At 62.8% G+C, this 24,029-nt stretch carries 21 protein-coding genes; 9 read left to right on the plus strand and 12 right to left on the minus strand.

All coding sequences use genetic code 11. The annotated features are described in order from the left end of the window. The first annotated feature begins 155 nt into the window (after window positions 1-155). Entirely contained in the window at window positions 156-1,781 is a 1,626-nt protein-coding gene (locus F8N66_RS17520) for a methyl-accepting chemotaxis protein (protein WP_150771370.1), read from the plus strand. A 150-nt stretch (window positions 1,782-1,931) separates the two neighbouring features. Here the strand turns inward: F8N66_RS17520 and F8N66_RS17525 are convergent, their stop codons facing one another. Together F8N66_RS17525 and F8N66_RS17530 are read right to left on the minus strand one after the other, a co-directional pair. Continuing rightward, window positions 1,932-3,242, minus strand: a complete 1,311-nt coding sequence (locus F8N66_RS17525; RefSeq protein WP_150771371.1) for an ATP-binding protein — start codon at window positions 3,240-3,242, stop codon at window positions 1,932-1,934. Continuing rightward, window positions 3,239-3,979, minus strand: a complete 741-nt coding sequence (locus F8N66_RS17530) for a response regulator (RefSeq protein ID WP_150771372.1) — start codon at window positions 3,977-3,979, stop codon at window positions 3,239-3,241. Before F8N66_RS17530 ends, F8N66_RS17525 begins: the two co-directional genes overlap by 4 nt. Before the next feature lie 306 nt (window positions 3,980-4,285). Here F8N66_RS17530 and F8N66_RS17535 point away from each other — a divergent pair, with 306 nt between their 5' ends. From F8N66_RS17535 to F8N66_RS17545, 3 genes are all read left to right on the plus strand, one after another. Further along, window positions 4,286-4,549, plus strand: a complete 264-nt coding sequence (locus F8N66_RS17535) for a DUF2790 domain-containing protein (protein WP_150771373.1) — start codon at window positions 4,286-4,288, stop codon at window positions 4,547-4,549. A gap of 40 nt (window positions 4,550-4,589) precedes the next feature. After that, complete coding sequence (locus F8N66_RS17540) at window positions 4,590-4,844, plus strand: hypothetical protein (protein ID WP_150771374.1); 255 nt, start codon at window positions 4,590-4,592, stop codon at window positions 4,842-4,844. 155 nt (window positions 4,845-4,999) lie between these two features. Continuing rightward, on the plus strand, window positions 5,000-6,214 hold the full coding sequence (locus tag F8N66_RS17545; RefSeq protein ID WP_150771375.1) for a cytochrome c biogenesis protein DipZ: 1,215 nt from the start codon (window positions 5,000-5,002) through the stop codon (window positions 6,212-6,214). 124 nt (window positions 6,215-6,338) lie between these two features. Here F8N66_RS17545 and F8N66_RS17550 read toward each other — a convergent pair whose 3' ends face one another. Further along, on the minus strand, window positions 6,339-7,304 hold the full coding sequence (locus tag F8N66_RS17550; RefSeq protein ID WP_150771376.1) for an AraC family transcriptional regulator: 966 nt from the start codon (window positions 7,302-7,304) through the stop codon (window positions 6,339-6,341). Window positions 7,305-7,493: 189 nt separating this feature from the next. On the opposite strand from F8N66_RS17550, the gene F8N66_RS17555 reads away from it, so the two are divergent. After that, complete coding sequence (locus F8N66_RS17555; protein WP_150771377.1) at window positions 7,494-7,763, plus strand: DUF4242 domain-containing protein; 270 nt, start codon at window positions 7,494-7,496, stop codon at window positions 7,761-7,763. 38 nt (window positions 7,764-7,801) lie between these two features. After that, the gene (locus F8N66_RS17560) at window positions 7,802-8,614 is read left to right on the plus strand and encodes a class I SAM-dependent methyltransferase (RefSeq protein WP_150771378.1); all 813 of its coding nucleotides are present in this window, start codon (window positions 7,802-7,804) and stop codon (window positions 8,612-8,614) included. 135 nt (window positions 8,615-8,749) lie between these two features. On the opposite strand, the gene F8N66_RS17565 is transcribed toward F8N66_RS17560, so the two are convergent. The 5 genes from F8N66_RS17565 to F8N66_RS17585 all read right to left on the minus strand — a co-directional run bounded on the left by F8N66_RS17565 (window position 8,750) and on the right by F8N66_RS17585 (window position 13,933). Further along, entirely contained in the window at window positions 8,750-9,676 is a 927-nt protein-coding gene (locus F8N66_RS17565; RefSeq protein ID WP_150771379.1) for a universal stress protein, read from the minus strand. Between the two features lie 214 nt (window positions 9,677-9,890). Then, complete coding sequence (locus F8N66_RS17570; protein ID WP_150771380.1) at window positions 9,891-10,277, minus strand: DUF488 domain-containing protein; 387 nt, start codon at window positions 10,275-10,277, stop codon at window positions 9,891-9,893. A gap of 4 nt (window positions 10,278-10,281) precedes the next feature. Continuing rightward, window positions 10,282-11,004 (minus strand): phosphatidylcholine synthase, encoded by a 723-nt coding sequence (gene pcsA / locus F8N66_RS17575; protein WP_150771381.1) that lies wholly within the window; start codon window positions 11,002-11,004, stop codon window positions 10,282-10,284. A gap of 200 nt (window positions 11,005-11,204) precedes the next feature. Further along, window positions 11,205-12,506, minus strand: coding sequence for a C4-dicarboxylate transporter DctA (gene dctA / locus F8N66_RS17580; protein WP_150771382.1), 1,302 nt, complete (start codon window positions 12,504-12,506; stop codon window positions 11,205-11,207). A 71-nt stretch (window positions 12,507-12,577) separates the two neighbouring features. Further along, window positions 12,578-13,933 carry an adenylosuccinate lyase family protein gene (locus tag F8N66_RS17585; protein ID WP_150771383.1) on the minus strand — a complete coding sequence of 452 codons (1,356 nt, stop codon included), beginning with the start codon at window positions 13,931-13,933 and terminating at the stop codon, window positions 12,578-12,580. Window positions 13,934-14,049: 116 nt separating this feature from the next. On the opposite strand from F8N66_RS17585, the gene F8N66_RS17590 reads away from it, so the two are divergent. After that, window positions 14,050-14,787, plus strand: a complete 738-nt coding sequence (locus F8N66_RS17590; protein WP_150771384.1) for a GntR family transcriptional regulator — start codon at window positions 14,050-14,052, stop codon at window positions 14,785-14,787. Between the two features lie 110 nt (window positions 14,788-14,897). Next, window positions 14,898-15,656: a tellurite resistance TerB family protein gene (locus F8N66_RS17595; protein ID WP_150771385.1), complete on the plus strand. Its 759-nt coding sequence runs from the start codon at window positions 14,898-14,900 to the stop codon at window positions 15,654-15,656. Window positions 15,657-15,759: 103 nt separating this feature from the next. Here the strand turns inward: F8N66_RS17595 and F8N66_RS17600 are convergent, their stop codons facing one another. Beyond that, on the minus strand, window positions 15,760-16,200 hold the full coding sequence (locus tag F8N66_RS17600) for a cupin domain-containing protein (protein ID WP_150771386.1): 441 nt from the start codon (window positions 16,198-16,200) through the stop codon (window positions 15,760-15,762). Between the two features lie 185 nt (window positions 16,201-16,385). On the opposite strand from F8N66_RS17600, the gene ligD reads away from it, so the two are divergent. Then, window positions 16,386-18,965 carry a DNA ligase D gene (gene ligD, locus F8N66_RS17605; RefSeq protein ID WP_150771387.1) on the plus strand — a complete coding sequence of 860 codons (2,580 nt, stop codon included), beginning with the start codon at window positions 16,386-16,388 and terminating at the stop codon, window positions 18,963-18,965. Between the two features lie 93 nt (window positions 18,966-19,058). Here ligD and F8N66_RS17610 read toward each other — a convergent pair whose 3' ends face one another. From F8N66_RS17610 to F8N66_RS17620, 3 genes are all read right to left on the minus strand, one after another. After that, window positions 19,059-19,733, minus strand: coding sequence for a DUF3313 domain-containing protein (locus F8N66_RS17610; protein WP_150771388.1), 675 nt, complete (start codon window positions 19,731-19,733; stop codon window positions 19,059-19,061). 46 nt (window positions 19,734-19,779) lie between these two features. Next, a complete protein-coding gene (locus F8N66_RS17615) occupies window positions 19,780-21,048 on the minus strand; it encodes an OmpP1/FadL family transporter (RefSeq protein WP_150771389.1) in 1,269 nt (422 codons plus the stop codon). A gap of 108 nt (window positions 21,049-21,156) precedes the next feature. Next, window positions 21,157-23,496 (minus strand): TonB-dependent siderophore receptor, encoded by a 2,340-nt coding sequence (locus F8N66_RS17620; protein WP_150771390.1) that lies wholly within the window; start codon window positions 23,494-23,496, stop codon window positions 21,157-21,159. Window positions 23,497-24,029 lie beyond the last annotated feature (533 nt).

Raw genomic sequence — 24,029 nt, forward strand, 5'->3', positions numbered from 1 at the left:
GATCCCCGCAAAAAACCTCAAGCCCGGCCGATACAACTCTCAGGCGCGCACACACCGGCTACAGCAGTGGCGCCAGGCTGAAAGGGGGCATCAATACCCGCCGTTCAGTGATCACGGCAAGGATGCTCGTCGCCCTTTCACCCGAGAATCCTCCTATGTCCCTGCGTAACCTGAATATCGCGCCCCGTGCCTTTCTGGGGTTTGCCTTCATTGCCTTGCTGGTCATCGTGCTGGGTGTGTTTGCGGTCAACCGCATGTCGATCATCCGCCAGTCGTCGATCGACATGGGCAGCACCCAACTGCCCAGCGTGGGTTACCTGGGCAATATCACCGAAAACATTTTGCGTATGCGCATTCTGTCGTTCCGCATCCTGGTCAACCGCGAGCCGGGCAGTTTGCAGGAAGCCCAGACCCGTATCGGCGTGCTGACCGACAATGCGCGCAAAGCCCAGGCCAGCTACGCCGAGTTGCCGGCGGGCCCGGATGAAGCGGCGCTGTACAAGGCGTTCAGCGCGACCCTGGACAACTACATGCAGGCCCAACGCGAAATGTTGGACTTGTCGCGCCAGAACAAAGTGGACGAGATGCGCACCCTGATCAACACCCGGATCAAGGACGGCACCGACCAGATGGGCGAGCAGCTGAGCCGTCTGGTGAAGTACAACACCGACGGCGCCAAGGCCGCCGGGGTGATCGCCGAAAACAATTACAACGCCGCCGTGAACGGAATCATTGCGGTGTCCGTGGTGGCAGCCTTGATGACTGTGCTGTTGGCCTGGCTGCTGACGCGCAGCATCGTCACGCCGTTGAGCCGTGCGGTGCAGGCCGCCGAAACCATCGCCGGCGGTAACCTGACTAAAACCATCGAGGTCGACGGCAAGGACGAACCGGCACGCTTGCTCGGCGCCTTGTCCACCATGCAGGCCAGCCTGCGGCAAACCATCGAACAGATCGCCGGCTCCGCCACGCAACTGGGCGCCGCTGCCGAAGAACTCAGCACCGTGACCCAGGACGCGTCCCGCGGCCTGCAACAGCAGAACAATGAAATCGAACAGGCGGCCACCGCCGTCAACCAAATGACCGCCGCCGTGGAAGAAGTGGCGCGCAACGCGGTGTCGACCTCCGAAGCCTCCAGCCAGTCGACACAGGCCGCCCGTGAGGGACGCGACCGCGTGGTGGAAACCGTCGGCGCGATCCAGACCATGACCCACGATGTGCACAACACCTCGTTGATGATCGAAGGCCTGGCGGCCCAGGGCCGCGACATCGGCAAGGTGCTGGACGTGATCCGCGCCATCGCCGAGCAGACCAACCTGCTGGCGCTGAACGCCGCCATCGAAGCGGCCCGTGCCGGTGAAGCCGGACGGGGTTTCGCGGTGGTGGCGGACGAGGTGCGGGCGCTGGCCCATCGCACGGCGCAATCGACCCAGGAAATCGAGAAGATGGTCGCCGGCATTCAGAACGGTACCGGTGAAGCGGTCGCGTCGATGCAGCAAAGCAACCAGCGCACCCAGGACACCTTGGAGATGGCCCGGGCCGCCGGTGTGGCGCTGGAGCAGATCACCCAGTCGATCCACCTGATCAACGAACGCAACCTGGTGATCGCCAGTGCCTCGGAAGAGCAGGCCCAGGTGTCCCGTGAAGTCGACCGCAACCTGGTGAACATTCGCGATCTCGCCACCCAGTCCGCCGCCGGTGCCAACCAGACCAGCGTGGCCACCCATGATCTGTCGCGCCTGGCGGTGGACTTGAACGGGTTGGTGGCGCGGTTCGTTATCTGACGGTGAAGGGTTGGCCCAAACACCACAGCCCCTTGTGGGAGCGGGCTTGCTCGCGAAAGCGGTGTGCCAGTCACTGTTTGTATCGACTGATACTCCGTTTTCGCGAGCAAGCCCGCTCCCACAGGTTGCGTCAGCGGCGATGAAGATGTGTTAACCCCGCAGCTTGAGCTCTGCGCACAACCCGCCACCCTCACGGTTACTCAACGTCAACGATCCCCCGATCGCCAACGCCAGCTGCTGCGCAATCGCCAGGCCCAGGCCGGTGCCGCCGGTGCTGCGGTTGCGCGAGTTTTCCACGCGGTAGAACGGCTCCATGACCTGCGCCAGCTCGGCTTCGGCGATGCCCGGGCCTCGGTCCATGACTTTCACCGAGACGCTGCCGTCAGCCTTTTTCTCTACCTGCAATTCGGCGGCCCCGGCGAACTTCAGGGCGTTGTCCGTCAGGTTGACCAGCACCCGCCGCAAGGCGTGGGGGCGGGTGTCGATAACGGTGGCGCTTTTGCCGCTCAGCTGCACTTGCTTGCCCACGTCCTGATAGTCGAACACCAGGCTGTCGAGGAACGAATCCAGGTCGGTGCGGCGACTTTCTTCGGTAGCGCCATGCACGCTGCGGGCATAGGCCACGCCTTCGCGCACCAGGTGTTCCATCTCGCTCAGGTCGTTCCAGAGCTTGTCCTTCTCCAGGCAGTCGTCCATGAATTCGGCGCGCAGTTTCATCCGGGTGATGGGCGTTTGCAGGTCGTGGGAAATCGCCGCCAGCAATTGCATGCGCTCCTTGAGGTAGGCCGCGATGCGCGCCTGCATGGCGTTGAAGGCCCGGGCCGCGTGGGCCACTTCGGTGGGGCCTTTTTCGTCCAGCAGCACCGGGTGGGTGTTGGGGTCGAGGGTGTCCACGGCCTCGGCGAGACGGCTGAGAGGGCGGATGGCGATCCGCACCGCCAGCCAGGTGCAGGCCAGCATCAGGGCCAGTTGCCCGAGCAGGACGATGGGCAGCCAGGGCGACAGCGGCACCATGGACGGGCGCACGTCGATGGTCAGCGGGCTGCCATCCGACAGCTTCAGGTGCACCTGGAAGTGTTTCCTCGGGCCCGGAATATCGGTGAAGGTCATCGGATAATCCTTGCCGATGGCGTCCTTGATCGAGGCCATCGCGATCGGCGCATCGGGCATGTCCATGCCCATGACGTTGCCTGGCGAGCCCTCGTCGAGCAAGTAGCGATAATTGCGCCGTTCCAGTTGTTGCAGCCAGCTGGCCCGCTCGTCGACCGGCAGGCGGTCAAGGATGGCGATGGAGGTCGAGACGTCGGTTTCCAGGTTGCCCAGCATGGTGTTTTTCGCGCTTTCGTAGCGCTCGTAGTACTGCGCGCCGAAAGACAGCGCCTGGGCGAGGATCAGGCCGATCAGGAAAATCAGCGACAACCGCGAAGCCAGGGTGCGGGGCCATCGCATCGAGACGTTCATGCTGGCGCCCCCATGATTTCCACCGGCAGGGAAAACACATAGCCCTCGCTGCGCACGGTCTTGATGTAGGCCGGTTCGCGGGCATCGTCCAGCAGGCGCTGGCGCAGGCGGCTCACCAGCAGGTCGATGGAACGGTCGAACAGGTCGGCGTCGCGGCCCTGGGTCAGGTTGAGCAGCTGGTCGCGATTGAGCACCCGCTGCGGATGGTCGAGGAACACCCGCAGCAAGCGGTATTCGGCGCCACTGAGGGCGACCATGGTGCCGTCGTCGTCGAGCAGGTGCCGGGCCGAGGTGTCCAGGCGCCAGCGCCCGAAAGCCAGCAGGCGACTGGTTTCGGTCACCACCAGGTTCGGTGGCAGCATCCGCGTGCGGCGCAGCACGGCATTGATCCGGGCCAGCAGTTCCCGGGCGGCGAACGGCTTGACCAGGTAGTCGTCGGCGCCCATTTCCAGGCCGATGATGCGGTCGGTTTCATCGTTGCGGGCGGTGAGCATCAGGATCGGCGTGGCCTTGTGTTTGCCGGCGCGCAGTTCGCGGCAGAGCATCAGGCCGTCGTCGCCCGGCATCATGATGTCCATCACGATCAGGTCCACCGGGGTGGATTCGAGGAAGGTACGCATCTGCCGGCCATCGGCCACGACCGTGGTGCGCAAGCCGTTCTTCTTCAGATAGTTGCCGACCAGTTCCCGGATCTCGCGGTCATCGTCAACGATGAGAATGTGATCGACGTGTTCCATGGGGACTTGCCTCTATCAGTGGGGGATGTCGCACAGTCTATCGAGCCTTGGCTGACTCGCCCGCAGGCGTTTGTATTGCAGTGTATCTGGCTTGCCCAAGGATACACACGGACTAAAAAAAGCCGTTTTTGCGCCGGTTTGTATCGCTCTGTATCCCGGCCCGGTTCTGATACTTACCGATTTACACGCGCCTTTTCCCGACACATGCGGGATACCTCGCCCGCTTTAAATAGGTTCCATCGAGGCAAACCCAAACCGCCTCGGCCCAACTCACGAACTACCTATTGAAGCCTTGAGGAATCCGCCATGAACACCAAAGCCATCTACGCCGCCTGCCTGTTTGCCGCCCTGAACATCTGCACCCTGTCGGCCCGTGCCGAAGCCGATGTCAGCGAGAAAACCTACACCTACGGCACGCAACTGGACATCAAGAAAGTGGTGTCGCTGAAACAAGACAACTCGGCTTCCTGCGGGGTGGTGGATGCGCAGTTGACCTACCTGGACTCGCACAACAAAACCCAGGTCCTGGACTACCGCAAAATTGCCGATAACTGCGGCTCGGACAACTGAGTCCGGCCATCACAACCCTTTTGAAGCGAGGAACACCACCATGAACAACATCAGCCGATTCCTGACCGCCATTGCCTTTTCCGTCGCCGGCGCCGCGGCCCATGCCAATGCCGCCGTGGAGCAAAGCGCCTGCGGCAGCAGCACCTGTTTCCAACTGACGCCGGTGGCGAAGCAGGGCGCCGATGCGCTGCTGGCCGAGGATGGCTACAACCGCACGCCACAGGGGCAGGTGGTGGCCGAAAACGGCTCCAGTCATACGCTCCAGGGCAAGTGGCTGGAAGAACAAAACGCGTGAACCCCAAGCACCCCCGATCCAATGTGGGAGCGGGCTTGCTCGCGAAGGCTGAGTGTCAGTCGACCTTAGTGTGACGCTCAGACCGCTTTCGCGAGCAAGCCCGCTCCCACAGGGGACTTGTGTGAATTGCCACCCTCTTTATTCAAGGTGATCCCATGTTTCTCATCGCTTTCCTGGGCGGCATATTGACCGTCCTCAGCCCCTGCATCCTGCCCGTCGTGCCGTTCCTGTTCGCCGGTGCCGACCGCAAGCGCTCATCGATCCTGCTCACCCTCGGCGGCATGGCCCTGACCTTCGCGCTGGTCTCCAGCCTGGCCGTGGTCAGCAGCGAATGGGTGATACAAGCCAGCAACGCCGGGCGCCACGTGGCCCTGATCGTGATGGTGCTGTTTGCCCTGTCGCTGATTTCCGCCCGGGTCGGCGACTGGCTGGCGCGTCCGTTCGTCCTGCTGGGCAATCGCCTCGACCCGAACAGCCGCAAAGTCTCGGGTCCCCTGGGTTCGCTGATGATCGGTGTCGCCACCGGCCTGCTCTGGGCGCCTTGTGCCGGGCCGATCCTCGGGGTGATCCTCACCAGCGCCATGCTGCAAGGCGCGAACGCCAATACCAGCCTGTTGCTGGTGGCCTACGGCCTGGGCAGCGCGTTGTCCCTGGGCGTGCTGATCTTCGCCGGTCGCGGCCTGGTCAATCGCTTGAAACCGTCGATCCCGGTGACGGGCTGGCTGCGTCGTGGTGCCGGTGTGGCGGTGTTGGCCGGTGCGGCAGTGATCTCCACCGGCGCCGACAGCGTGCTGTTGGCCAGTACCTCGTCGGAGAGTGTCGGCCAGGTCGAAAAAAGCGTGCTGGAAAACGTACCGAAGGTCGTCGATTACTTCGTCAGCAAGGTCAAGGCCGACTCCATGGACAACGCCCAGGGCGCCATGCCGTCGCTGGCCGGTGCCGTGGAATGGATCAACTCGCCAGCCCTGACCAATGAGTCGCTCAAAGGCAAAGTGGTGCTGGTGGATTTCTGGACCTTCGACTGCATCAACTGCAAGCACACCCTCCCGTACGTGAAGGACTGGGCGAAGAAATACGAGAAGGACGGCCTGGTGGTGATTGGCGTGCACACCCCTGAGTACGGCTTCGAGCGCATCATCGACAACGTCAAGGACAAGGTGAAGGAATACGGCATCACCTACCCGGTGGCGATCGACAACAACTACGCGATCTGGCGCAACTTCGACAACCAGTACTGGCCGGCGCACTACCTGATCGACGCAAAAGGCCAGGTACGGTTTACCCACTTTGGTGAAGGTCGCTACGAGGCTCAGGAGCAGATGATCCAGCAGTTGCTGGAAGAGGCGAAGGCGGGTGCTCCAGCGGCGTAAACCCGCTACGCGACACACCTTGTAGGAGCTGCCGAAGGCTGCGATCTTTTGACTTTGCTTTTGCTCGTGGATCGATGCAGAGCTCAAAAGATCGCAGCCTTCGGCAGCTCCTACGGGGCGAGGCTTAATGCAGTGGCGCCGTGTGCGTACGCCGCCACGCCGCCGGCGGCGTTCCATACTCGCGCCGAAACGCCCGGCTGAACGCCGTATCCGTCTGATAACCCACTTCTTCGGCGATGCGGATCAAGGAGCTGTTACTGCTGCGTAACAGATTGGCCGCCAGCAACATGCGCCATTGCGTCAGGTACTGCATCGGCGACACCCCCACCAGTTGCTGGAAGCGTTCGGCCAATACCGATCTTGAGGTGCCGGCGGTGCGCGCCAGCTCCTCCAGGGTCCAGCAATGGCAGGGCTTGTTGTGCAGGGCGTTGAGGGCGGCACCGACGATCCGGTCGCCGACGCCCGCCAGCCAGCCGGTACGGCCTTCGCCGTGCTCGTGCATGTACAGGCGCAAGACCTCGATGAACAACACCTCGGCCAGTTTCGCCAGCACGCCTTCTCCACCGGGCCTTGGCGAGCGGGCTTCGGCCAGGGCGTAGCGTACCGACGATTCCAGCCACATGCCGGCACTGGAGCCGCGCACGTTGACCCGCACCACCGCCGGCAACCCCGTCAGCAACATGCCGGCCAGTCGCGTATCACAGGCCATGTAACCGCACACCAGGCGGGTGACCGCGCCGCCGCCGCCGTAGCGCAGTTGCTGTGGCCGGCGCGCCAGGATCTTGTCCAGCCGTCCGCCGGTGGCGGGGGGCAATCCGGGCTGGGAGGTCATGCGATGCCCGTCGCCCTGCGGGAACAGCACCACGTCGCCGGCGGTCAGCCGCAGGGGCGGATCGTCGCCGAGTTCGACGTAGCACTCGCCCTCGGTGATCAGGTGAAAGATCACCACTTGTTCGGCGTTGGGCTCCAGGAACGGCGCGGCGGTGTCGGCCCTGGGCGACTGGTAGCACCAGGGCGCGGTGAACCGGGCGTTGATGAAAATGGCGCCGGCCAGGCGGACGACGCGAAGGGTCTGTGACAGGGCGTCCATGGTGATTTCCCGTGCGTAAATGCGGGGTCAGGAGCCTGATTGTGAGCCAGTGGCGGCCAGGCATGAAATCTCCGGACGATCGGGCAAGGTTCGCCGACGATCGGGCAGGACGCCGCTGCGTGCCAGAGCGATAGTTGGCCCACAGGGTCACTGCCGGCCCTGTATCAATAAAAAGAATGAGAGGTTGCCATGCCGAAGTTCGTCATTGAACGCGAGATACCAGGTGCTGGAACACTGTCAGAAAGGGATTTGAAAGCCGCTTCGCAAAAGTCCTGCAGGACCTTGCGCGAGCTGCCGGAAGTGCAGTGGCTGCAAAGTTATGTCACCGGCGACAAGCTGTACTGCGTGTACATTGCGCCGAGTGAAGAGCTGATCAAGGAGCACGCCAGGCAGAGCGGTTTCCCGGCCAATCGCATTTCCCAGGTCACGTCCATCATCGATCCGACCACGGCAGAATAAGCCGGGGCTGCGTTCCTAACCGCAACGGAGCGGAATTCATGAGTACACCCATTGATCTGACTGCCTTGAAAAACCGCCAGATGGCCGCTTGGGCCAGCGGCGACTATGCCGTGATCGGCACCACCCTGCAGATTGTCGGCGAGAATCTGGCCGAAGCCTGTGACCTGCTGTGCGATGAACAGGTACTGGATGTCGCCGCCGGCAATGGCAATGCCACGCTAGCCGCCGCGCGCCGGGGCTGCCTGGTTACCTCCACCGACTATGTGGCCGCACTGCTCGAACGCGGCGAAGACCGGGCGAGGGCCGAACGCCTCAATGTCACCTTCCAGGTGGCCGATGCCGAAGCGCTGCCGTTTGACGATGCCAGCTTCGATGCCGTGCTTTCGACCTTCGGCGTGATGTTCACGCCGGACCAGCCCAAGGCGGCCGCGGAACTGGCGCGGGTCTGTCGGCCAGGAGGGCGCATCGGCCTGGCCAACTGGACCCCGGAAGGTTTCGTCGGCCAGATGTTCAAGACCCTGGGCAAGCACATGCCCCCACCCCCCGGCGCGCAACCGCCCTCGCAGTGGGGCACCGAGGCCTGGTTGCACACGCACTTCGACGAGCGCAACTTTTTGGTCCAGGTGACGCGCAAGACCTTCACCTTCCGCTATCGCAACGCCGGGCATTTCATCGACACCTTCCGCAGCTGGTACGGCCCGGTGCACAAGGCGTTCGCGGCGCTGCCAGCCGACGGCGCGAGAGCCCTGGAAAACGACATGACCGACCTGCTGAACCGCTCTAACCGGGCGGGGGACAGGTCGCTGGTGGTGCCGAGCGAGTACCTGGAGGTGGTCATCACACGGCGTTGAGTTGATGAAAATCCCTGTGGGAGCGGGCTTGCTCGCGAAAGCGGAGTACCAGTCAGTCTATATGTCGACTGACACACCGCCTTCGCGAGCAAGCCCGCTCCCACATCAGGTTTATGGTGTTTTGGAGAGGGCTTATCACTCATCCACCCGCTCGGTGTACACCACCCACACACTGCACGGCATTTTGTACAGCAGGTGCTCCACCGTGCTGCCGATCAACCGCCCCATGCCCCGATGGCCGACGCGACCCATCACGATGACGTCGACGTCAAAGGCATCGGCATACCGGGTCAGGACCCTGGCCGGGTTGCCCATGATCATGTGCCGTTGCGGTGCCGGAATGCCGTTGCGTTCGGCCAGTTCGTTGAAAGATTGGAGCTGGGCGTCATAGAGGGTCTTGTTGCGGGTCGAGGAGAAGAACGCCGAGCCATTGTCGAAGCCGAATTCGTCGGCGCTGATGGACGAAAGATCATAGGCATAGACCACATCCAGCCCGGCATTGCAGGCACTGGCCAGTTTCGAGGCTTCGTGCAGGATGCGGTCGTTGAAACTCTTGTAGTGGTCATCGCGGTGGAAGGGGTCCACGGCTGCAACCACCCTGCGCGGCAGGGCGTTCACCGCGTGGCTGACGAAGTGTAAAGGCACCGGACACTCGCGCAGCAGATGCACATCCAGCGGGGTGAAGATCAGCCGTGACAGCAGCGACTGATGTTCCAGCGCCTTGATCAGCACATCCATCGGCTGTTCCTTGAGGTGAATCAGGATCTCTTCCAGCGGGTCTTGCACCCACGCAACCTCAGTGGTGACCTGCACACCGATTTTGCGCAAGGGCCGGGCCTGGTCTTCAAGCCACTGGCGGTGGCGGTCGACATAGCCCAGGCGCATCTGTTCCAGGGCTTTTTCGTTGACCATGCCGGCCGTGGCCAGGCCTTCCAGATAATCGAACGCCACGATGTGCAGCGCCGCGTCTTCCGCCTTGGCCAGCGCGGCCGCCCGGTCGAAGGCGGGGCTGTGCTCCATCAAGGGCGAAGTCACCAGCATGAAGCGTGATTGCTCGGACATGACAAACCTCCCGGGGGGCGTTCGGCTTGTTAAGTATTGACCATGATTGGCCGCTGTTGGGGCCGGTTGTCGGCCGTCTCTGGCAGCACACAAAGCCCATGTGGGAGTGGGCTTGCTCGCGAAGGCAGAGTGTCAGTCGATATTGATAATGACCGATGCACCGCCTTCGCGAGCAAGCCCGCTCCCACAGGGATTAGTGGTGTGGTTCAGATATTCAGACAACCACCGCGCCCCGCGCCTCCAGCAACTCGCGCAACACCGAGCGGTGACAATGCGCTTCTTCCTCGCAATAACAGCCCACGGCCAGCGAAGTGTGATGGGAAAGGGCGGCCAGCAGGTCCAGCATCTGGCTGGCTGCCGGCTGCTTCATTTCGGTCTTGAATTTGCGCACGAAAGTGGCCCAGGCCTTGGCATCCCGGGCAGACAGTGCTTCGGCCACCAGCTCCGCGCTGGGCGACAGCAGTGGCTGCCAGACATCGTAGAAATCGCGCCTGGCGAACTCGGCTTTCGGCACGCCACGGGGCGGGCGGCGCACGGTGCCCAGGCGCAGGCCTTCACCGGGTGTTCGCGGCGAACCGAGGCGCACGATATGGACCGGCATGGCGTTACTTGAGCCGCGAATCGTCGAACCACTCCAGCGCGGTGCGCCAGAAGCAGATCCCCAGGAAATAGGCCGACATCAGCAGCCAGAGCCCCATCACCAGCGGGTTGATTACCGGGTGGTTGATCACCAGCGACAGGCTGCACAGCAGCCAGATGGCCGTCACGGCGATGTTGATCGGCATGAAGCGGCGCACACGGAAGGGGTGCAGGAATTTCATCCGGGTCAGGGTCAACAGGGCCAGGCCGATCACGGTCAGGAAGGTGATCCACGGCGACGGCGCGATGATGTACAGGCACAGCGCAACCACATTCCACGCGGCGGGAAAGCCCTGGAAATAGTTGTCCTTGCTTTTCATATTGACGTTGCAGAAACAGAACAGCGACGACACCAGAATCAGCGACACGGTCAGCAGCAGCGTGTAGTCCGGCAGCGGGATGTAGCGATAGATGAACAGTGCCGGGATGAACACATACGTCAGGTAGTCGATCACCAGGTCGAGGATCGAACCGTCGAAACTGGGCAGCACCGACTGCACATTGACCTTGCGCGCCAGGGCGCCGTCCAGGCCGTCGACAATCAGCGCTACGCCCAGCCACAACAGGCAATGGGTCGGTTGGTTATCGAGCAGGGCAAGGGTCGCCAGAAAAGCGGTGACCACGCCGGTGGCGGTAAAACCATGGGCTCCCCACGCTTTGAGCCTGGCGATGTGTAGAGTCGATATCACGGGGGCGTTCTCCAGAAAAAGAAGCAAGCCAATCATCGCCTTGAGCATCGAAGGCGGCGGCTAACCGGGTCGGGTTGCAGGTATCGACCGGGTATCCGCGAATAAGGTTCACCACCTATGAATCTTAGCTGGGCCGCAAAAAAAGACCCCGGAGAAAATCCGGGGTCAATGTCGTGATCTGAAGCAATGCGGGCGATGGGTTACAACGCCGCTTCCGGATTGCGTCCGAATACCCGGCTGTATTCGGCTTTGGCGGTCTGCTCGGTAAATTCCCCCGACCACTTGGACACCACCACCGTCGCCACGCTGTTACCGATGGTGTTGCAGGCGGCGATGGCCATCGACATGAAGCGGTACACCCCGAACAACAAGGCCAGGCCTTCGACAGGCAGCACGCCGATAGCGGTCACGGTCGCGGCAAATACCACGAAACTGCCACCCGACACCGCCGCCGCGCCTTTGGACGTGACCAGCATGATGGCGATGGTGCCCAACTGTTGCTCCCAACTCATCGGGACGCCGTAGGCATTGGCGATGAACAGCACGCACAGCGACATATAGATGGAGGTGCCATCGAGGTTGAAGGCATAGCCGGTGGGCAGGACCAGGCCGACGCTCTGCTTGGAGCAGCCGAATTTCTCGAGTTTTTGCAGCAGACGCGGCAGGGCGCTTTCCGACGATGCCGTGCCCAGCACGATGAAGATCTCATCCTTGATGTATTTGAGGAATCTCCACAGGCTGAACCCGGAAATGCGGCAGACCACGCCCAGCACCACGAAGATGAAGAACGCAACGCAGACATAAAACATCAGCACCAGGTTGGCCAGCGACATCAGCACCGCGCTGCCATTGCTGCCCACGGCGTAAGCCACGGAGCCAAAGGCACCGAGAGGGGCGAACTTCATGATCAGGTTGATGAACTCGAAGAAGCATTCCGAAATCCGGCTCAAGCCGTCCTCGATGACGCTGCGCCGCTCAGGCTTGAGCGCCAGCAGGGCAAAGCCAAACAGTACCGAAATGACGAGCACTTGCAGCAACTGGCCGCCGGCGAACGCGCCGACGAAGTTGTCCGGGAAGATGCCGTAGATGAAGTCCATGGTCGAGGCGGGCGCATGGCCCTTGGCGACTGCCGCGCTGGCGGCGGCGGCCGTGGCGCTGCTCGGATGAGCGTCGTGCATGCCGGAGCCGATGTTCAACAGGTTGCCCCACAGCAGGCCGATGGCCAGGGCAATGGTGGAGACGATCTCGAAATAGATCAGTGCCCGCAAGCCGACCTTGCCGACCCGCTTGATGTCGCCGGCCGACGCGATGCCATGGACCACGGTGAAGAACACCAGCGGCGCGACGGCGGTCTTGATCAGTTTGAGAAAGATATCGCCGAGAATCTTGAATTTGGCGGCGAACTCCGGCGCGAGAAAACCGAAGGCGATCCCCAGGACCATGGCGGCAATGACCTGGAAGGTCAGGTCCTTGTAGAACGGTTTCTTGTTGATAGTGGTCATGTCTGCGATCTCGTTGTTGTTATTGGCGAGCGGTAGGCAGAGGGGCTCGCGGCTGGCGAGCCCCGCAACGATCAGCGTTTGACGCGACCCTCGCGAGCCAGCGCGATATCGACCATCTGCGGCGCAAGACCCAGGTAATTGGACGGGTCGGTGAGGCGCTTGAGTTCCTCGATATCCAGTTGCGCGGTGGCTTCGCCTTGAGCGAGCAGGGCGTCGAGCAGGCTGGTGCCTTCGTCGTTGGCCAGGCGGCACGCGGCATACACCACGTCATGGGCGACCTGCCGTCCCAGTGCCGGGGCCAGCCCCATCATCACCGCTTCGGCGACGATCAGGCCCTGGGTCATGTCGAGGTTCTTGCGCATGCGCTCGGTGCGCACTTCCAGGCCAGCCAACATGAATTTCGCCTGGCCAAGGGAGGCTGCGCTCAGGGCGAATGCCTCTGGAATGGCGATCCACTCGGCTTGCCATGGACCGGTGGAACGTTCGAAATCCTGGATCATCGCATCGAGCATCAGGCCGGCGTGCTGGCGTACGCCCTTGGCAGCGGCGTACATCAATTCACAGGAAATCGGATTGCGCTTCTGCGGCATGGTGCTGCTGGCGCCGCGACCCTTGACGAAGGGTTCATACACTTCGCCCAACTCGCTGGTCATCATCATCATCACGTCCAGGGCAATTTTGCCCAGCGAACCGGTGACCAGCCCGAGGAAATTCAGGGTTTCGGCCAGGCCGTCGCGGGCGACGTGCCAGGTGGCTTGCGGCACGCCAAGGCCCAGTTCGGCCATCAACGCTTCCTGGACTTCCAGGCCCTTGTCGCCCAAAGAGGCCAGCGTACCCGCCGCACCGGCAAACTGGCCGATTTCCACCCGTGGGCGCAGTTCCACCAGACGTTCGGCATGACGATCGAACATGCTCAGCCACACCGCGCATTTGTAGCCGAAGGTGATCGGCAGGGCGTGTTGCAGGTGGGTACGGCCGGCCATCGGGGTATCGCGATAGCGTTTCGCAAGGTCGGCCAGCAAACCGCGCACGGCCTGGATGTCACGCTCGACGATCGCCAGCGCCGCACGCACTTGCAGGACCACGGCGGTGTCCATGATGTCCTGCGTGGTGGCGCCCCAGTGCACGTAGCGCCCGGCCTCGCCACAGGTTTTCGACAGTTGTTCCACCAGCGGCAGGATCGGGTAACCGACGATTTCGGTCTCGTGCTGCATCAGTGCCAGGTCGAGGGAGGCGTAGGTGGCGCGTTCGGCGATCTGCTCGGCGGCATCGGCAGGGATCACGCCGCAACGGGCTTCGGCGCGGGCCAGTGCCACTTCCACTTCGATGTAGCGTTCGATCAGGGCTTTGTCGGAAAACACGCCGCGCATCTCGGCGGTGCCGAACATGTCGCGAAAGAGGGCGGAATCGAAGACGGTGCTGGACATGAGTTGATCCTGATATGTTTGTTATTGATCGGACATATTTAATATGTCCGTACATAATTCTTACGTGCTCGCTGATACACTGTCAACTCGGTGAACGCTCGGGACTGATGAAAGGTATGAACCAGACGCGCTATGCGGTCGTTGCAAAAGACTTGATGGAGGGGATTTCCAGTGGGCGCTACCCGGTCGGGACGCTGTTGCCCACGGAATTCGAACTGTGCGAGCTGTATGAAGTGAGCCGACATACGGTGCGCGCGGCCATCACCCAATTGCAGAATCAGGGGCTGGTTTCCCGGCGCAAAAGGGTCGGGACGCGGGTCGAGGCGTCCTCGCCGCAAGGGGGGTATTCGCAATCGCTGGCCTCGGTATCGGACCTGGTTCACCTGGCCGAAACCCAGATCCGCAGCATTCAGCATGTGCACCACTTCGTCGCCGACATCGCCCAGGCCCGGCGCTTGGGGCTGGAGCCGGGCGAGCATTATTTTTGCGTATCGAGCATTCGGGTCGATCAGCAGAACGCGCGCGCGCCGCTGTGCTGGACCGACGTTTATGCCCAGGACATCTACGCCGAGGTGATCGAGCTGGCCGAGCAGCACCCCGACGAGCTGATTGCCGCGCTGATCGAACAGCATTTCGCCCGGACCATCGACGTGGTGGATCAACAAGTACGCGCGGTCTTGCTGACCCCGGACATAGCCAAAAGCCTCAATGCGGAACCTGGCTCCCCGGGCTTGAACATCATTCGCCAGTACCGCGACGAGGATGGCGCGCTGATGGTGGTGTCGGAAACCACCCATCCCGAAGACCGGTTTACCCTGGTGACGCAGATGAAGCGCGAGCGCACATCAGCCTAGTTCGCGGGTTTGCAGGCATGAGGTAGCGGGCCGGCCCAACGGTGCTGGCGCATTTGCCGACGAGGACTATCGTTGCCTGACGGATCACTCCCTTCGAAGAGGACGTCGTCATGAACACCAGCGATCTGCTCGAACAATTACTGCGCGGCGCCGGCCAGGGCGGGATGCCGCGACAGGGCGGCGGCGGGGCATCGGCGCAAGGTGGGCTCGGGGACCTGGGCGGGTTGCTCGGTGGCTTGCTCGGCGGTGGTGGCGGTGGTGGTGCCGGTGCGGGCGCCGGTGGCATGGGCGGGCTGGGCGGTTTGCTCGGTGGCTTGCTGGGCGGCGGTTCGCCGATGGGCGGCTCGACCCAGGGCCGCTCCGGGGGCGGCGGCGCCAACTACGCCGCGCTCGCTTCGCTGGGGATGATGGCGTTCCAGGCGTATCAGGCCTGGCAACGCAGTCAGGCCTCGCAACAGCAAGCCGCGCCGCAACAGGCGGTGCGCACGGTGGACATGCTGGCGGGACCGGAAATCGAGGAGCACAGCCATGCGATCCTTCGCGCCCTGATTGCGGCCGCCAAGGCCGATGGTCGGTTCGACGATGCCGAGAAGCAAATGATCAACGCCGAAATCGCCCGCCATACCGACGATCCACAATTGCAGCAGTGGCTGGACGATGAAGTGGCCAAGCCGCTGGACCCTGCCGAGGTGGCGCAATCGGCCACCGACCCCGGCATGGCTGCCGAGATGTACCTGGCCAGCGTGATGCTGGTGGATGATCAGCAGGATGCCGAGCGCAGTTATCTGGATGAATTGGCGGCGGCGCTGCAGATCGAGCCGGATTTGCAGGTGCATCTGGAACAGCAGGCCAGGGGTGGGGCTGCTTGAAGGAAGCGGCGCCTGTCGGGACGTCTTCGCGAGCAAGCCCGCTCCCACATTTGAGCTCGGTCAAATGTGGGAGCGGGCTTGCTCGCGAAGAACGATAACGCGGTCAACCTGCCGGTTTGGGCACCAGAAAAGTCACGCCATAGCGCTCCGCGACCTCGAATATCCTCGGCAAGTCCTCGGGCACCTTGAACCCATCCATTGCCGTGAAAAACTGCCCGCCACGGGGATCGGACACTACGCCGATCATCTTCGCGGTGCGGCTGAGGTTCCTGTAGGCGTGGACCGTCCCGCCAGGGATATGCACATAACCCCCGGCCGAGACGGTGGTGGATTTGCCCTCGACCGTCACTTCGACTTCGCCCTCCACCACGAAAAACGCTTCGTCCCAGGGGTGAAAGTGCGGCGGCGGCCCGCCACCCGACACACCTTCCTGGATATGCATTTCAAAGGGCTTGGTGAGGTCACCGCCGGCAAGTACCGTGATGGTTTCGCCCACCACATTGACCGGTGCAGGGGGGACGTCGATGACGTGAGTCGTGCGCATGATGACGCTCCGGGAATGAGACGGCACTGGCCGATTGTATGCCCTTGAACGTCCACCGGCAGCCCGGCCACGGGGCCGTCTGTCCGGGCATTTTCAACGCCGATGGAATTTTTATCCGCGGGGCCTGCTCTGCTGAGGAACAGGCGCGCTGATTGCGCGTCCTGCCGTGACCAGCAGGGTGAGCCATGAACAAGGACCTGGACGACTACAACCGCATGCGCGATTTTTCGGTGACGTCCGAGCCGGCCGCCGTCAAGCGCACGGGCCGCAAAAATGCCAGGGATCATGCCTTGCAGTTCTGCATCCAGAAGCACGATGCCTCGCGCCTGCATTACGACTTTCGCCTGGAACTCGATGGCGCGCTCAAGAGCTGGGCAGTACCCAAGGGCCCGTCGCTGGACCCCAGGGTCAAGCGCCTGGCGGTGCATGTCGAAGACCATCCACTGGACTACGCCACGTTCGAGGGCAGCATCCCCGAAGGGCACTACGGCGCGGGCGATGTGATTGTCTGGGACCGTGGCGTATGGATTCCCCGGGAAGACCCGGCCAAGGCCTACGCCAAGGGGCGCCTGAAATTCGAGTTGCAGGGCGAGAAACTCGCCGGCCTGTGGAACCTGGTGCGCACACACATGCCGGGCAAGCAGGAGCAGTGGTTCCTGATCAAGCATCAGGACGGCGCCGCCCGGCCCGAAGAGGATTACGACGTGGTCGCCGCCGAGCCCGACAGTGTGCTCAGTGATCGAACGGTGGTGGCCAAGGCAACCAGATCCAGAGCCATCAAAAAACCGGGCCCTGCGGCACCCAAGGAAAAGTCCGGGCAACTGACGGGCGCGCACAAGGCCAGATTGCCGGACCAGATCAAGCCCGAACTGGCGACGCTGGTGGAAAAGGTCCCGGACGGCCAGTGGAGCTATGAGGTCAAGTTCGACGGCTACCGGATCATGGCGCGCATCGATCACGACGAGGTCAAGCTGTTCACCCGCAACGGCCACGACTGGACCCACAAGCTGCCCGGCCAGGCCAAGGCGCTGGCGGGGCTGGGCCTGGAGTCGGCGTGGTTAGACGGCGAAATGGTGGTGGCTGACGAGCAGGGCATTCCGGACTTCCAGGCCCTGCAAAATGCCTTCGACGCCAACCGTAGCGGCAATATCCTTTACTACCTGTTCGACCTGCCGTACCTCAATGGCGTCGACCTGCGCGAGGTGCCGGTCGAAGAGCGCCGGGCGGCCTTGGCGACTGTGCTCAAAACCGCTGACGATCCGCTGCTGCGGTTCTCCGACAGCTTCGGCGAAGACCCGCAAGCCTTGCTCAACAGCGCCTGCCAGATGCGCATGGAGGGGCTGATCGGCAAGCGCCTGGGTTCGCCTTATGTCTCACGGCGCAGCAGCGACTGGATCAAGCTCAAGTGCAAGCACCGCCAGGAGTTCGTCATCGTCGGTTACACCGATCCGAAAGGCTCGCGCAGTGCCTTCGGCGCCTTGCTGCTGGGGCTGCATGACCGCGACAGCGGCGAGTTGCGCTATGCCGGAAAGGTCGGCACCGGATTCACCGAGGCGACCCTGGGCAGCCTTCATGAGCAACTCAAACCGCTGCGCACGAAAAAACCGTCGGTGGTCAACCCACCCGGCGGCGTGGAATTGAACGGCGTGCACTGGCTCAAGCCGCGTCTGCTGGCGGAAGTGGCCTTTGCTGAAATAACCAAGGACGGTTCGGTGCGGCATGCGGTGTTCCATGGCCTGCGTGACGATAAACCTGCCAAAGCCATCTCCGAGGAGCGCCCGAGCGCCGTGAAAACCACCCCTGGGAAGAAAACGCCAGCGGCCAAAGCTTCTGCCGCGAAAAAGCACACCGAGCCTGCGCCCTCACAACTTGGCCTGGACGAAGGCAAAGTGCGCATCACCCACCCGGACCGGGTCATCGACGCCACGAGCGGCACCACCAAGATGCAATTGGCGGAGTATTACGCCAGTGTCGCCGAGTGGATCCTGCCGCAGCTCAAGGATCGCCCGGTGGCGCTGGTGCGTGCCCCGGACGGCATCGCCGGCGAGTTGTTCTTTCAGAAAAACGCCGAGCGCCTGGCCATCCCCGGCATCGCCACCCTGGACAAGGACGTCACGGGTCAACCGGTGATGATCATCAACAACGCCGAAGCGCTGGTCGGCGCGGTGCAGATGAGCACGGTGGAGCTGCACACCTGGAACGCCACCTCGGACAACCTCGACAAACCGGATCGCTTCGTCCTCGACCTCGACCCGGACCCGGCACTGCCGTGGAAACGCATGGTCGAGGCGACCCAGCTGACCCTCTCGGTGCTCGATGAACTGGGGCTCAAGGCGTTCCTCAAGACCAGCGGCGGCAAGGGCATTCACCTGGTGGTGCCGCTGACCCGCAAGCTCGGCTGGGATGAGGTCAAGGATTTCAGCCACGGGATCGTCAGCCACATGGCGAAGATGCTGCCGGAACGATTTTCCGCGGTGTCGGGGCCGAAGAACCGGGTGGGACGGATTTTCATCGACTACCTGCGCAACGGGCTGGGCGCCACCACCATCTGTGCGTATGCCGCGCGCACCCGTGAAGGGTTGCCGGTATCGGTGCCGCTTTTCCGGGAAGAGGTGGCAGAGCTTAAAGGTGGCAATCAGTGGAACGTGCACAACGTGCACGAACGCCTGGCCGAGGTGGGCGACGAGCCCTGGGCGGACCTGAAGAAAACCCGGCAGACGATCACTGCCGAGATGCGCCGGCGGGTCGGGATGAAAAAGACCTGATTATGTAGGAGCTGCCGCAGGCTGCGATCTATTGATTTTAATATTCAGGATCAAAAGATCGCAGCCTGCGGCAGCTCCTGCAGGGGCCGTGTATTAGTGGATAAACGCCTGGAAGTCAGCGCCTAACTTGTCGATCGCCGCCTTGAAGTCCTGCGCCGTGACTTTCTGGCTGGTGTTCGACAGCTGCTTGCCGAACACCTTGCGCACGACCTTGGCCACGGTCTGGTTGTTTTTCGCGTCGATGAACTCGGCCTCGATAAACAGTTCGGTGTCCTGGTCCCGGTGGCCAGTAGCGGCCTGGGTGGCGCCGACCACCGCTGCGATCGGCACCACTTCGTACCACTGCATGCCTTCGTTCGAGGCACTGACCCCGGTGATGGCCGCGCGCATGATCAGGGTTTTCGCGCCGGCCGGTGCTGCGCTCGGGCTGTTGACCACTCGGTATTTCTGTCCCAGCGTGGCTTTGGCTTTGTTGGTCATGTAGGTCTGGATGTCGTTGAGCGTCTGCTTGTTGACCTGCTCATTGGGCTTGGGCGCCGGATACAGCTCCAGCCGGTTGAACGCCACCGTGTCATACGCATTGGGGTTCCACGACGGGCTTACCCAGCGCATGGCCGTCCCGCCGCTGGGCGTGGTGACCTCTTGCAGGTTGTTGTAGTTGGACAGGAAGCCGGAGTACTGCTCCTTATCGATGACTTTCGAGGTGCAACCACCAAGCAGGAGCCCGGTCAGCGCGGCGCCGACGAGCAGGTTTCGGGACAGGTTCATAGTGCTGTGTGCTCCTTGGATAAAGTCGTTGTTCGTTCACAGACAATCAGAAACGCCACGTCATGTTTCCGGTCACGGCTTGAATCCAGGCACTGTCGAATTGACCGGAGATTCGATTGCCCGATGCGGATTTGCTCTGGTCCACCGGCATGTCGCCCATCCAGATCATCGCCCAGCTGAGGTTGACGTCGGTGTCCCTGTTCAGAGCATAGGTGGCGCCCGTCGCAATGCGCCAGGACTCGGCCATTGGCACGATCACCGAGCGCTTGCTGTCGGAAACGGCACTGCTGTCGTACGCCACGCCGACGTTCCACAGCAGTTGCGGGGTGGCCTGGTATTGGGCGCCGAGTGACAGGTGCCAGGTGTCCTTGAAGCCTGCGTCGATGTTGGTCGAACGGGCATCGTTGGCCGTGGTGTCGACCTGCACGCCGATATCGCCGAATTCCGACCAGTCCTGCCAATTGACCGAAGCGAGCAATGCCCATTGAGGGTCCAGCTGCTGGAACAGGCTCAGGGTGAGGGTTTGCGGCACGGTGATGTCGAGTTGGGTCTGGGTGCCATCCAGGCGTTGCAACAAGGGGCCGTTGCCCTTGATGTCCAGGCCGTCCTCGAACTCCAGGTCGACCTTGCTGGTGTAGGTCAGGCCAATGCGGGTGCCGGGTTGCGGGGTGTAGATCACCCCCACGTTCGCGCCGAAACCCCAGTCCTTGTCCTTGTATTTGAACTGGCCGTCGCCGCGCTCGGTGAGGCCGAACGGTGAGCGGTCGATGGCGGTCTGGGCTTGCAGCATGCCGTACATGGCCTTGACGCCGACGCCCACCGACCATTGCTCGTTGAAGCGGTAGGCGATGCTGGGCACCATCGACAAACCGAGCAGGCTGGAGTTTTGCGAAAAATAACGCCCCGACCAATCGTTGTCGTAATTGACCGCCAGGCCGAAGTCGCCGTACTGGCCGAAGCCGACGCTCCAGTGATCGTCCAGTTCATGGCTGATGAAAAAACTCGCGCCGGCCATCGGGTCGAGCGCATTGCCGCTGCCACTGCCCGACACGTTGGTGTCGTCGTCGCGATCGAACGTGATGTCGCCGTACAGCAGCTGCAGGCCGCCGGTGATCTGCGTGCCCGGCAGGAAACTCATGCCCGCCGGGTTGCTGGCAATGGTCGACGGGCCCTGGGCCCGGGCGGCGGCACCGGCGTTGGCCAGGCCGACGTTATCGGTAGCGATTTCGTAAAGCATGATGCCGCCGGCCCAGGCTGGCTGGCAGCACAAGGCGTAAAGCGTGACGGCGGGCAGAACAGATATTTTTGGCTGCATGGCGTCAGTACCCGGAGCCGTCCCCCGACAGCTGCGCAAATGTGTTGTCCCCGCGAAAAGAGCGTAGGTTCAAATCGTTAAAAAGCCAGTGGCATCCCTGCGCTGCACTCAAAACCGATAGTTGAGCCCCAACGTCAACGAGCGCTGCGGCGCCGGCTGGCGACCCCAGGGGCTGGTGTCGATGCCACGGAAGTAGTACTCGCGGTTGAACAGGTTGCTGACCCCGGCCGAGGCGGTCAGGACGCTGTGGTCCTGCAACTTGAATTGCCGTTCGATCGCGGTGTTCCAGACCCAGTACGCGGGGAGTTTGCCCACGGAGGCGGTGGCATCTTCGCTACCGGTGTTGGCGGCGTCGGTGTAGGCGCTGCTGACGAACAGGCCGTCGAGGCTGTAGGTCCAGTGTTCGGCAAAGTGGTAGCGGCCGTCGACGTTGAACTGGTTGCGCGAGGCAAACGGCACTTCGTTGTCCTTGAACGCGCCGTTGCGCTGTTTCGCGTCGAGGTAGGCGTAGCTGGCGTGCAGGTCGAGGTCGGGCAGCGCCGACGGGGTCCAGAACACCTCGGTTTCGATCCCCTGGTGACGGGTGCTGCCGAGGTTGACGAAGCGGTCGATGGTGGCGTTGTAGACGATCTGATCGCTGAAATCGATGCGGTACAGGCCGACGTCCACGCGCAAGCCTTGCCATGGCGTGTAGCGCACGCCGGTTTCATAGTTCCAGGCCAGTTCGGCACCGACGTCGCCTTCCTTGACGATCTGCGTGACCTGCGGCGGACGCAGGGATTTCTGCGCGTTGGCATAGACGAACCAGTCGTCGCTGGCCTGGTAGCCGACGGTCAGGCCCGGCAGCCATTCCTCGGATTTGTTCTCGTGCTGGAAGCCGGTGATGCCGTCGTCGTAGTGCATGGTTGCGTTTTCGTAACGCACGCCGGGGGTGATGGTCAGGCGGTTATCGAGCAGGCCGATGGCGTTGCTGACATAGAACGCCTTGGCTTCGTCATCGAACGTCCAGTCGCGGAACGGCGTGGTCTTGCCCGTGGCCAGGCTTTGGCGGTTGACCTTGTAGTCGATGTCCTCGCGCACGTAGCGCGCGCCCAGCAGCCAGGTCTGGCTGAGTCGGTCGCCGTCGATGATCATGCTCAGGCGCGGTTCGCTGCCCCAGACCTTGAAGTCGCGCGGGCCGTCCTGTTGGGTCACCGCCGCGCCGTCCGGGGTGAAGGGCAGGCCGACGACGAAGTTGCGGTAGCTGTTGTGGGCGAAATTAGTCCAGCTGAACGCCACGGAATCGAATGGCCCCATGGCACCAAGCTGTTGCGTGTAGGTGCCCCAGACCCGATCGGTGTCGCCCTCGAAACGGTCCAGCGGGCGGGTCGACTGGCGTGGGTCGTCCTTGTAATCCTTGACGCTGAGGGCGCCGGCCAGGTCCATGTCGGCCTCGTAATGCTGCACGCCGAAACTCAGGTCGCGGTCATCGTCGATGTTCCATTGGCCGCGCAGGCGATAGTTCTGGATGTCGCTGTCGGAGTGTTCGCGGGCGGTGTCGCCGTTGAGGGTGTTGAGGTCCAGTTGCAGGCCGAAGTGGTCGGTCAGGTAGCCGCCCGTGCCCAGGTAGGTATCCCACAGCTGGTGACCGCCGGCGTTGAAGGTGGTGCGCTCCTGCAAGGTGGTTTCCCATTGTTTGGGAATCGGCTTGCTGATGAAGTTGATCACCCCGCCGACGTTGTTCGGGCCGTACTGCACGGCGGCGCCACCGCGCACCACATCGATCCGGTCGACCGTGGCCAGGGTCACCGGGAACAGCGACAAGCCGGTCTGGCCGTACGGCGCCAGGGCCAGGGGAATACCGTCGGACAAGGCTTGCACCCGACCGCTGCGGCTTTCATACAGGCCGCGCACGGAAATCTGCGGCAGAGCGCCGGTGCCGGTTTCGTCGAAGATTTTCACGCCGGGCACCCGTTGCAGCGCATCGTCCACGCCACGCACGCTGGCTTTTTGCAGGTCGGCGTCCTTGACCATCGAGCGACTGCCGGGATAGGCGAGGACTTCCGGGTCGGTCGCGCTGCCGAGCACGTCGCCCCGGATCACCATGGGCGCGATGTACTCGACCTCGGCGGGCTTGATGGCGGCGGGTTCCAGGGTGGGTGCCGGCACGATGATGAAGGTGTGATCGTCACGCACCCGGGTTTTCAGGCCACTGCGCTCCAGCAGTTGCGACAGGGCCTGCTGCGGCGTGTAGCGGCCCTTGAGCGCCTGGGTGGTTTTGCCCGCCGTGAGGTCGCTGGCAAAAATGATCTGCACCGACGATTGCCGTGCCAGGGCATTGAGCGCCTTGTCCAGGCTGCTGCCCGGCAGGTCGAGTTCGACCTTGTCCTGTGCCTGGGCCGGTGTCGCAAGGGCGAACAGCAGGCTGGCGGTGAGGGCGGACAATGGCAAAGGCCGGCGGTGCTTCATGGACGGTGTTCCTCGGGAAGTGGGGGCTGTAATGACTAGCCGCCACGGGGGCGAGGAAACCCTACCTTTGGTTTTGAAATTTTTTTAAGGGTGGGGGCTTTGGGGGCGCGGATGGGTTGGATTGGGTTGGGTGAATATCCGTTGCTGCGGTAACGGCGGCTGGCGGTTTCGCCCTTACGGCGAGTTACTTGGAAAAGCGCCAAGTAACCAAGCGCTTTTGCCCCTTTCGTTCGGTGCCTCGCTCCGGTCCTGCTCCGTGGGTCGCCGCGATGGGCCATCCCTGACCCAGCGCGGCTAAACCGGCATCCATGCCGGTTTACCCACTGCGCAGAACCTGCGCTCGGCCTCACGAGGGGGCGTGCACCTCAACAGCCAAAGCAACGCGAGGCGGCCTGATAGCCGACCTGCTTTCCCGGACGTATGCGTTCCCCCCTGTAGGAGCGAGCCTGCTCGCGAAAAATGTCCAGACACCGCAATCATTCAGACAGCCCGCGTTATCGTTGACGTCCATCGCGAGCAGGCTCGCTCCTACA

This window comes from Pseudomonas fluorescens, assembly GCF_902498195.1.
In the GTDB taxonomy this organism is placed as follows: Bacteria; Pseudomonadota; Gammaproteobacteria; order Pseudomonadales; family Pseudomonadaceae; genus Aquipseudomonas; species Aquipseudomonas fluorescens_BU.

Coding starts and splice junctions, on each gene's coding strand:
- F8N66_RS17520 (WP_150771370.1), top strand. CDS start 156: ATGTCCCTGCGTAACCTGAATATCGCGCCCCGTGCCTTTCTGGGGTTT.
- F8N66_RS17525 (WP_150771371.1), bottom strand. CDS start 3,242: ATGAACGTCTCGATGCGATGGCCCCGCACCCTGGCTTCGCGGTTGTCG.
- F8N66_RS17530 (WP_150771372.1), bottom strand. CDS start 3,979: ATGGAACACGTCGATCACATTCTCATCGTTGACGATGACCGCGAGATC.
- F8N66_RS17535 (WP_150771373.1), top strand. CDS start 4,286: ATGAACACCAAAGCCATCTACGCCGCCTGCCTGTTTGCCGCCCTGAAC.
- F8N66_RS17540 (WP_150771374.1), top strand. CDS start 4,590: ATGAACAACATCAGCCGATTCCTGACCGCCATTGCCTTTTCCGTCGCC.
- F8N66_RS17545 (WP_150771375.1), top strand. CDS start 5,000: ATGTTTCTCATCGCTTTCCTGGGCGGCATATTGACCGTCCTCAGCCCC.
- F8N66_RS17550 (WP_150771376.1), bottom strand. CDS start 7,304: ATGGACGCCCTGTCACAGACCCTTCGCGTCGTCCGCCTGGCCGGCGCC.
- F8N66_RS17555 (WP_150771377.1), top strand. CDS start 7,494: ATGCCGAAGTTCGTCATTGAACGCGAGATACCAGGTGCTGGAACACTG.
- F8N66_RS17560 (WP_150771378.1), top strand. CDS start 7,802: ATGAGTACACCCATTGATCTGACTGCCTTGAAAAACCGCCAGATGGCC.
- F8N66_RS17565 (WP_150771379.1), bottom strand. CDS start 9,676: ATGTCCGAGCAATCACGCTTCATGCTGGTGACTTCGCCCTTGATGGAG.
- F8N66_RS17570 (WP_150771380.1), bottom strand. CDS start 10,277: ATGCCGGTCCATATCGTGCGCCTCGGTTCGCCGCGAACACCCGGTGAA.
- dctA (WP_150771382.1), bottom strand. CDS start 12,506: ATGACCACTATCAACAAGAAACCGTTCTACAAGGACCTGACCTTCCAG.
- F8N66_RS17585 (WP_150771383.1), bottom strand. CDS start 13,933: ATGTCCAGCACCGTCTTCGATTCCGCCCTCTTTCGCGACATGTTCGGC.
- F8N66_RS17590 (WP_150771384.1), top strand. CDS start 14,050: ATGAACCAGACGCGCTATGCGGTCGTTGCAAAAGACTTGATGGAGGGG.
- F8N66_RS17595 (WP_150771385.1), top strand. CDS start 14,898: ATGAACACCAGCGATCTGCTCGAACAATTACTGCGCGGCGCCGGCCAG.
- F8N66_RS17600 (WP_150771386.1), bottom strand. CDS start 16,200: ATGCGCACGACTCACGTCATCGACGTCCCCCCTGCACCGGTCAATGTG.
- ligD (WP_150771387.1), top strand. CDS start 16,386: ATGAACAAGGACCTGGACGACTACAACCGCATGCGCGATTTTTCGGTG.
- F8N66_RS17610 (WP_150771388.1), bottom strand. CDS start 19,733: ATGAACCTGTCCCGAAACCTGCTCGTCGGCGCCGCGCTGACCGGGCTC.
- F8N66_RS17615 (WP_150771389.1), bottom strand. CDS start 21,048: ATGCAGCCAAAAATATCTGTTCTGCCCGCCGTCACGCTTTACGCCTTG.
- F8N66_RS17620 (WP_150771390.1), bottom strand. CDS start 23,496: ATGAAGCACCGCCGGCCTTTGCCATTGTCCGCCCTCACCGCCAGCCTG.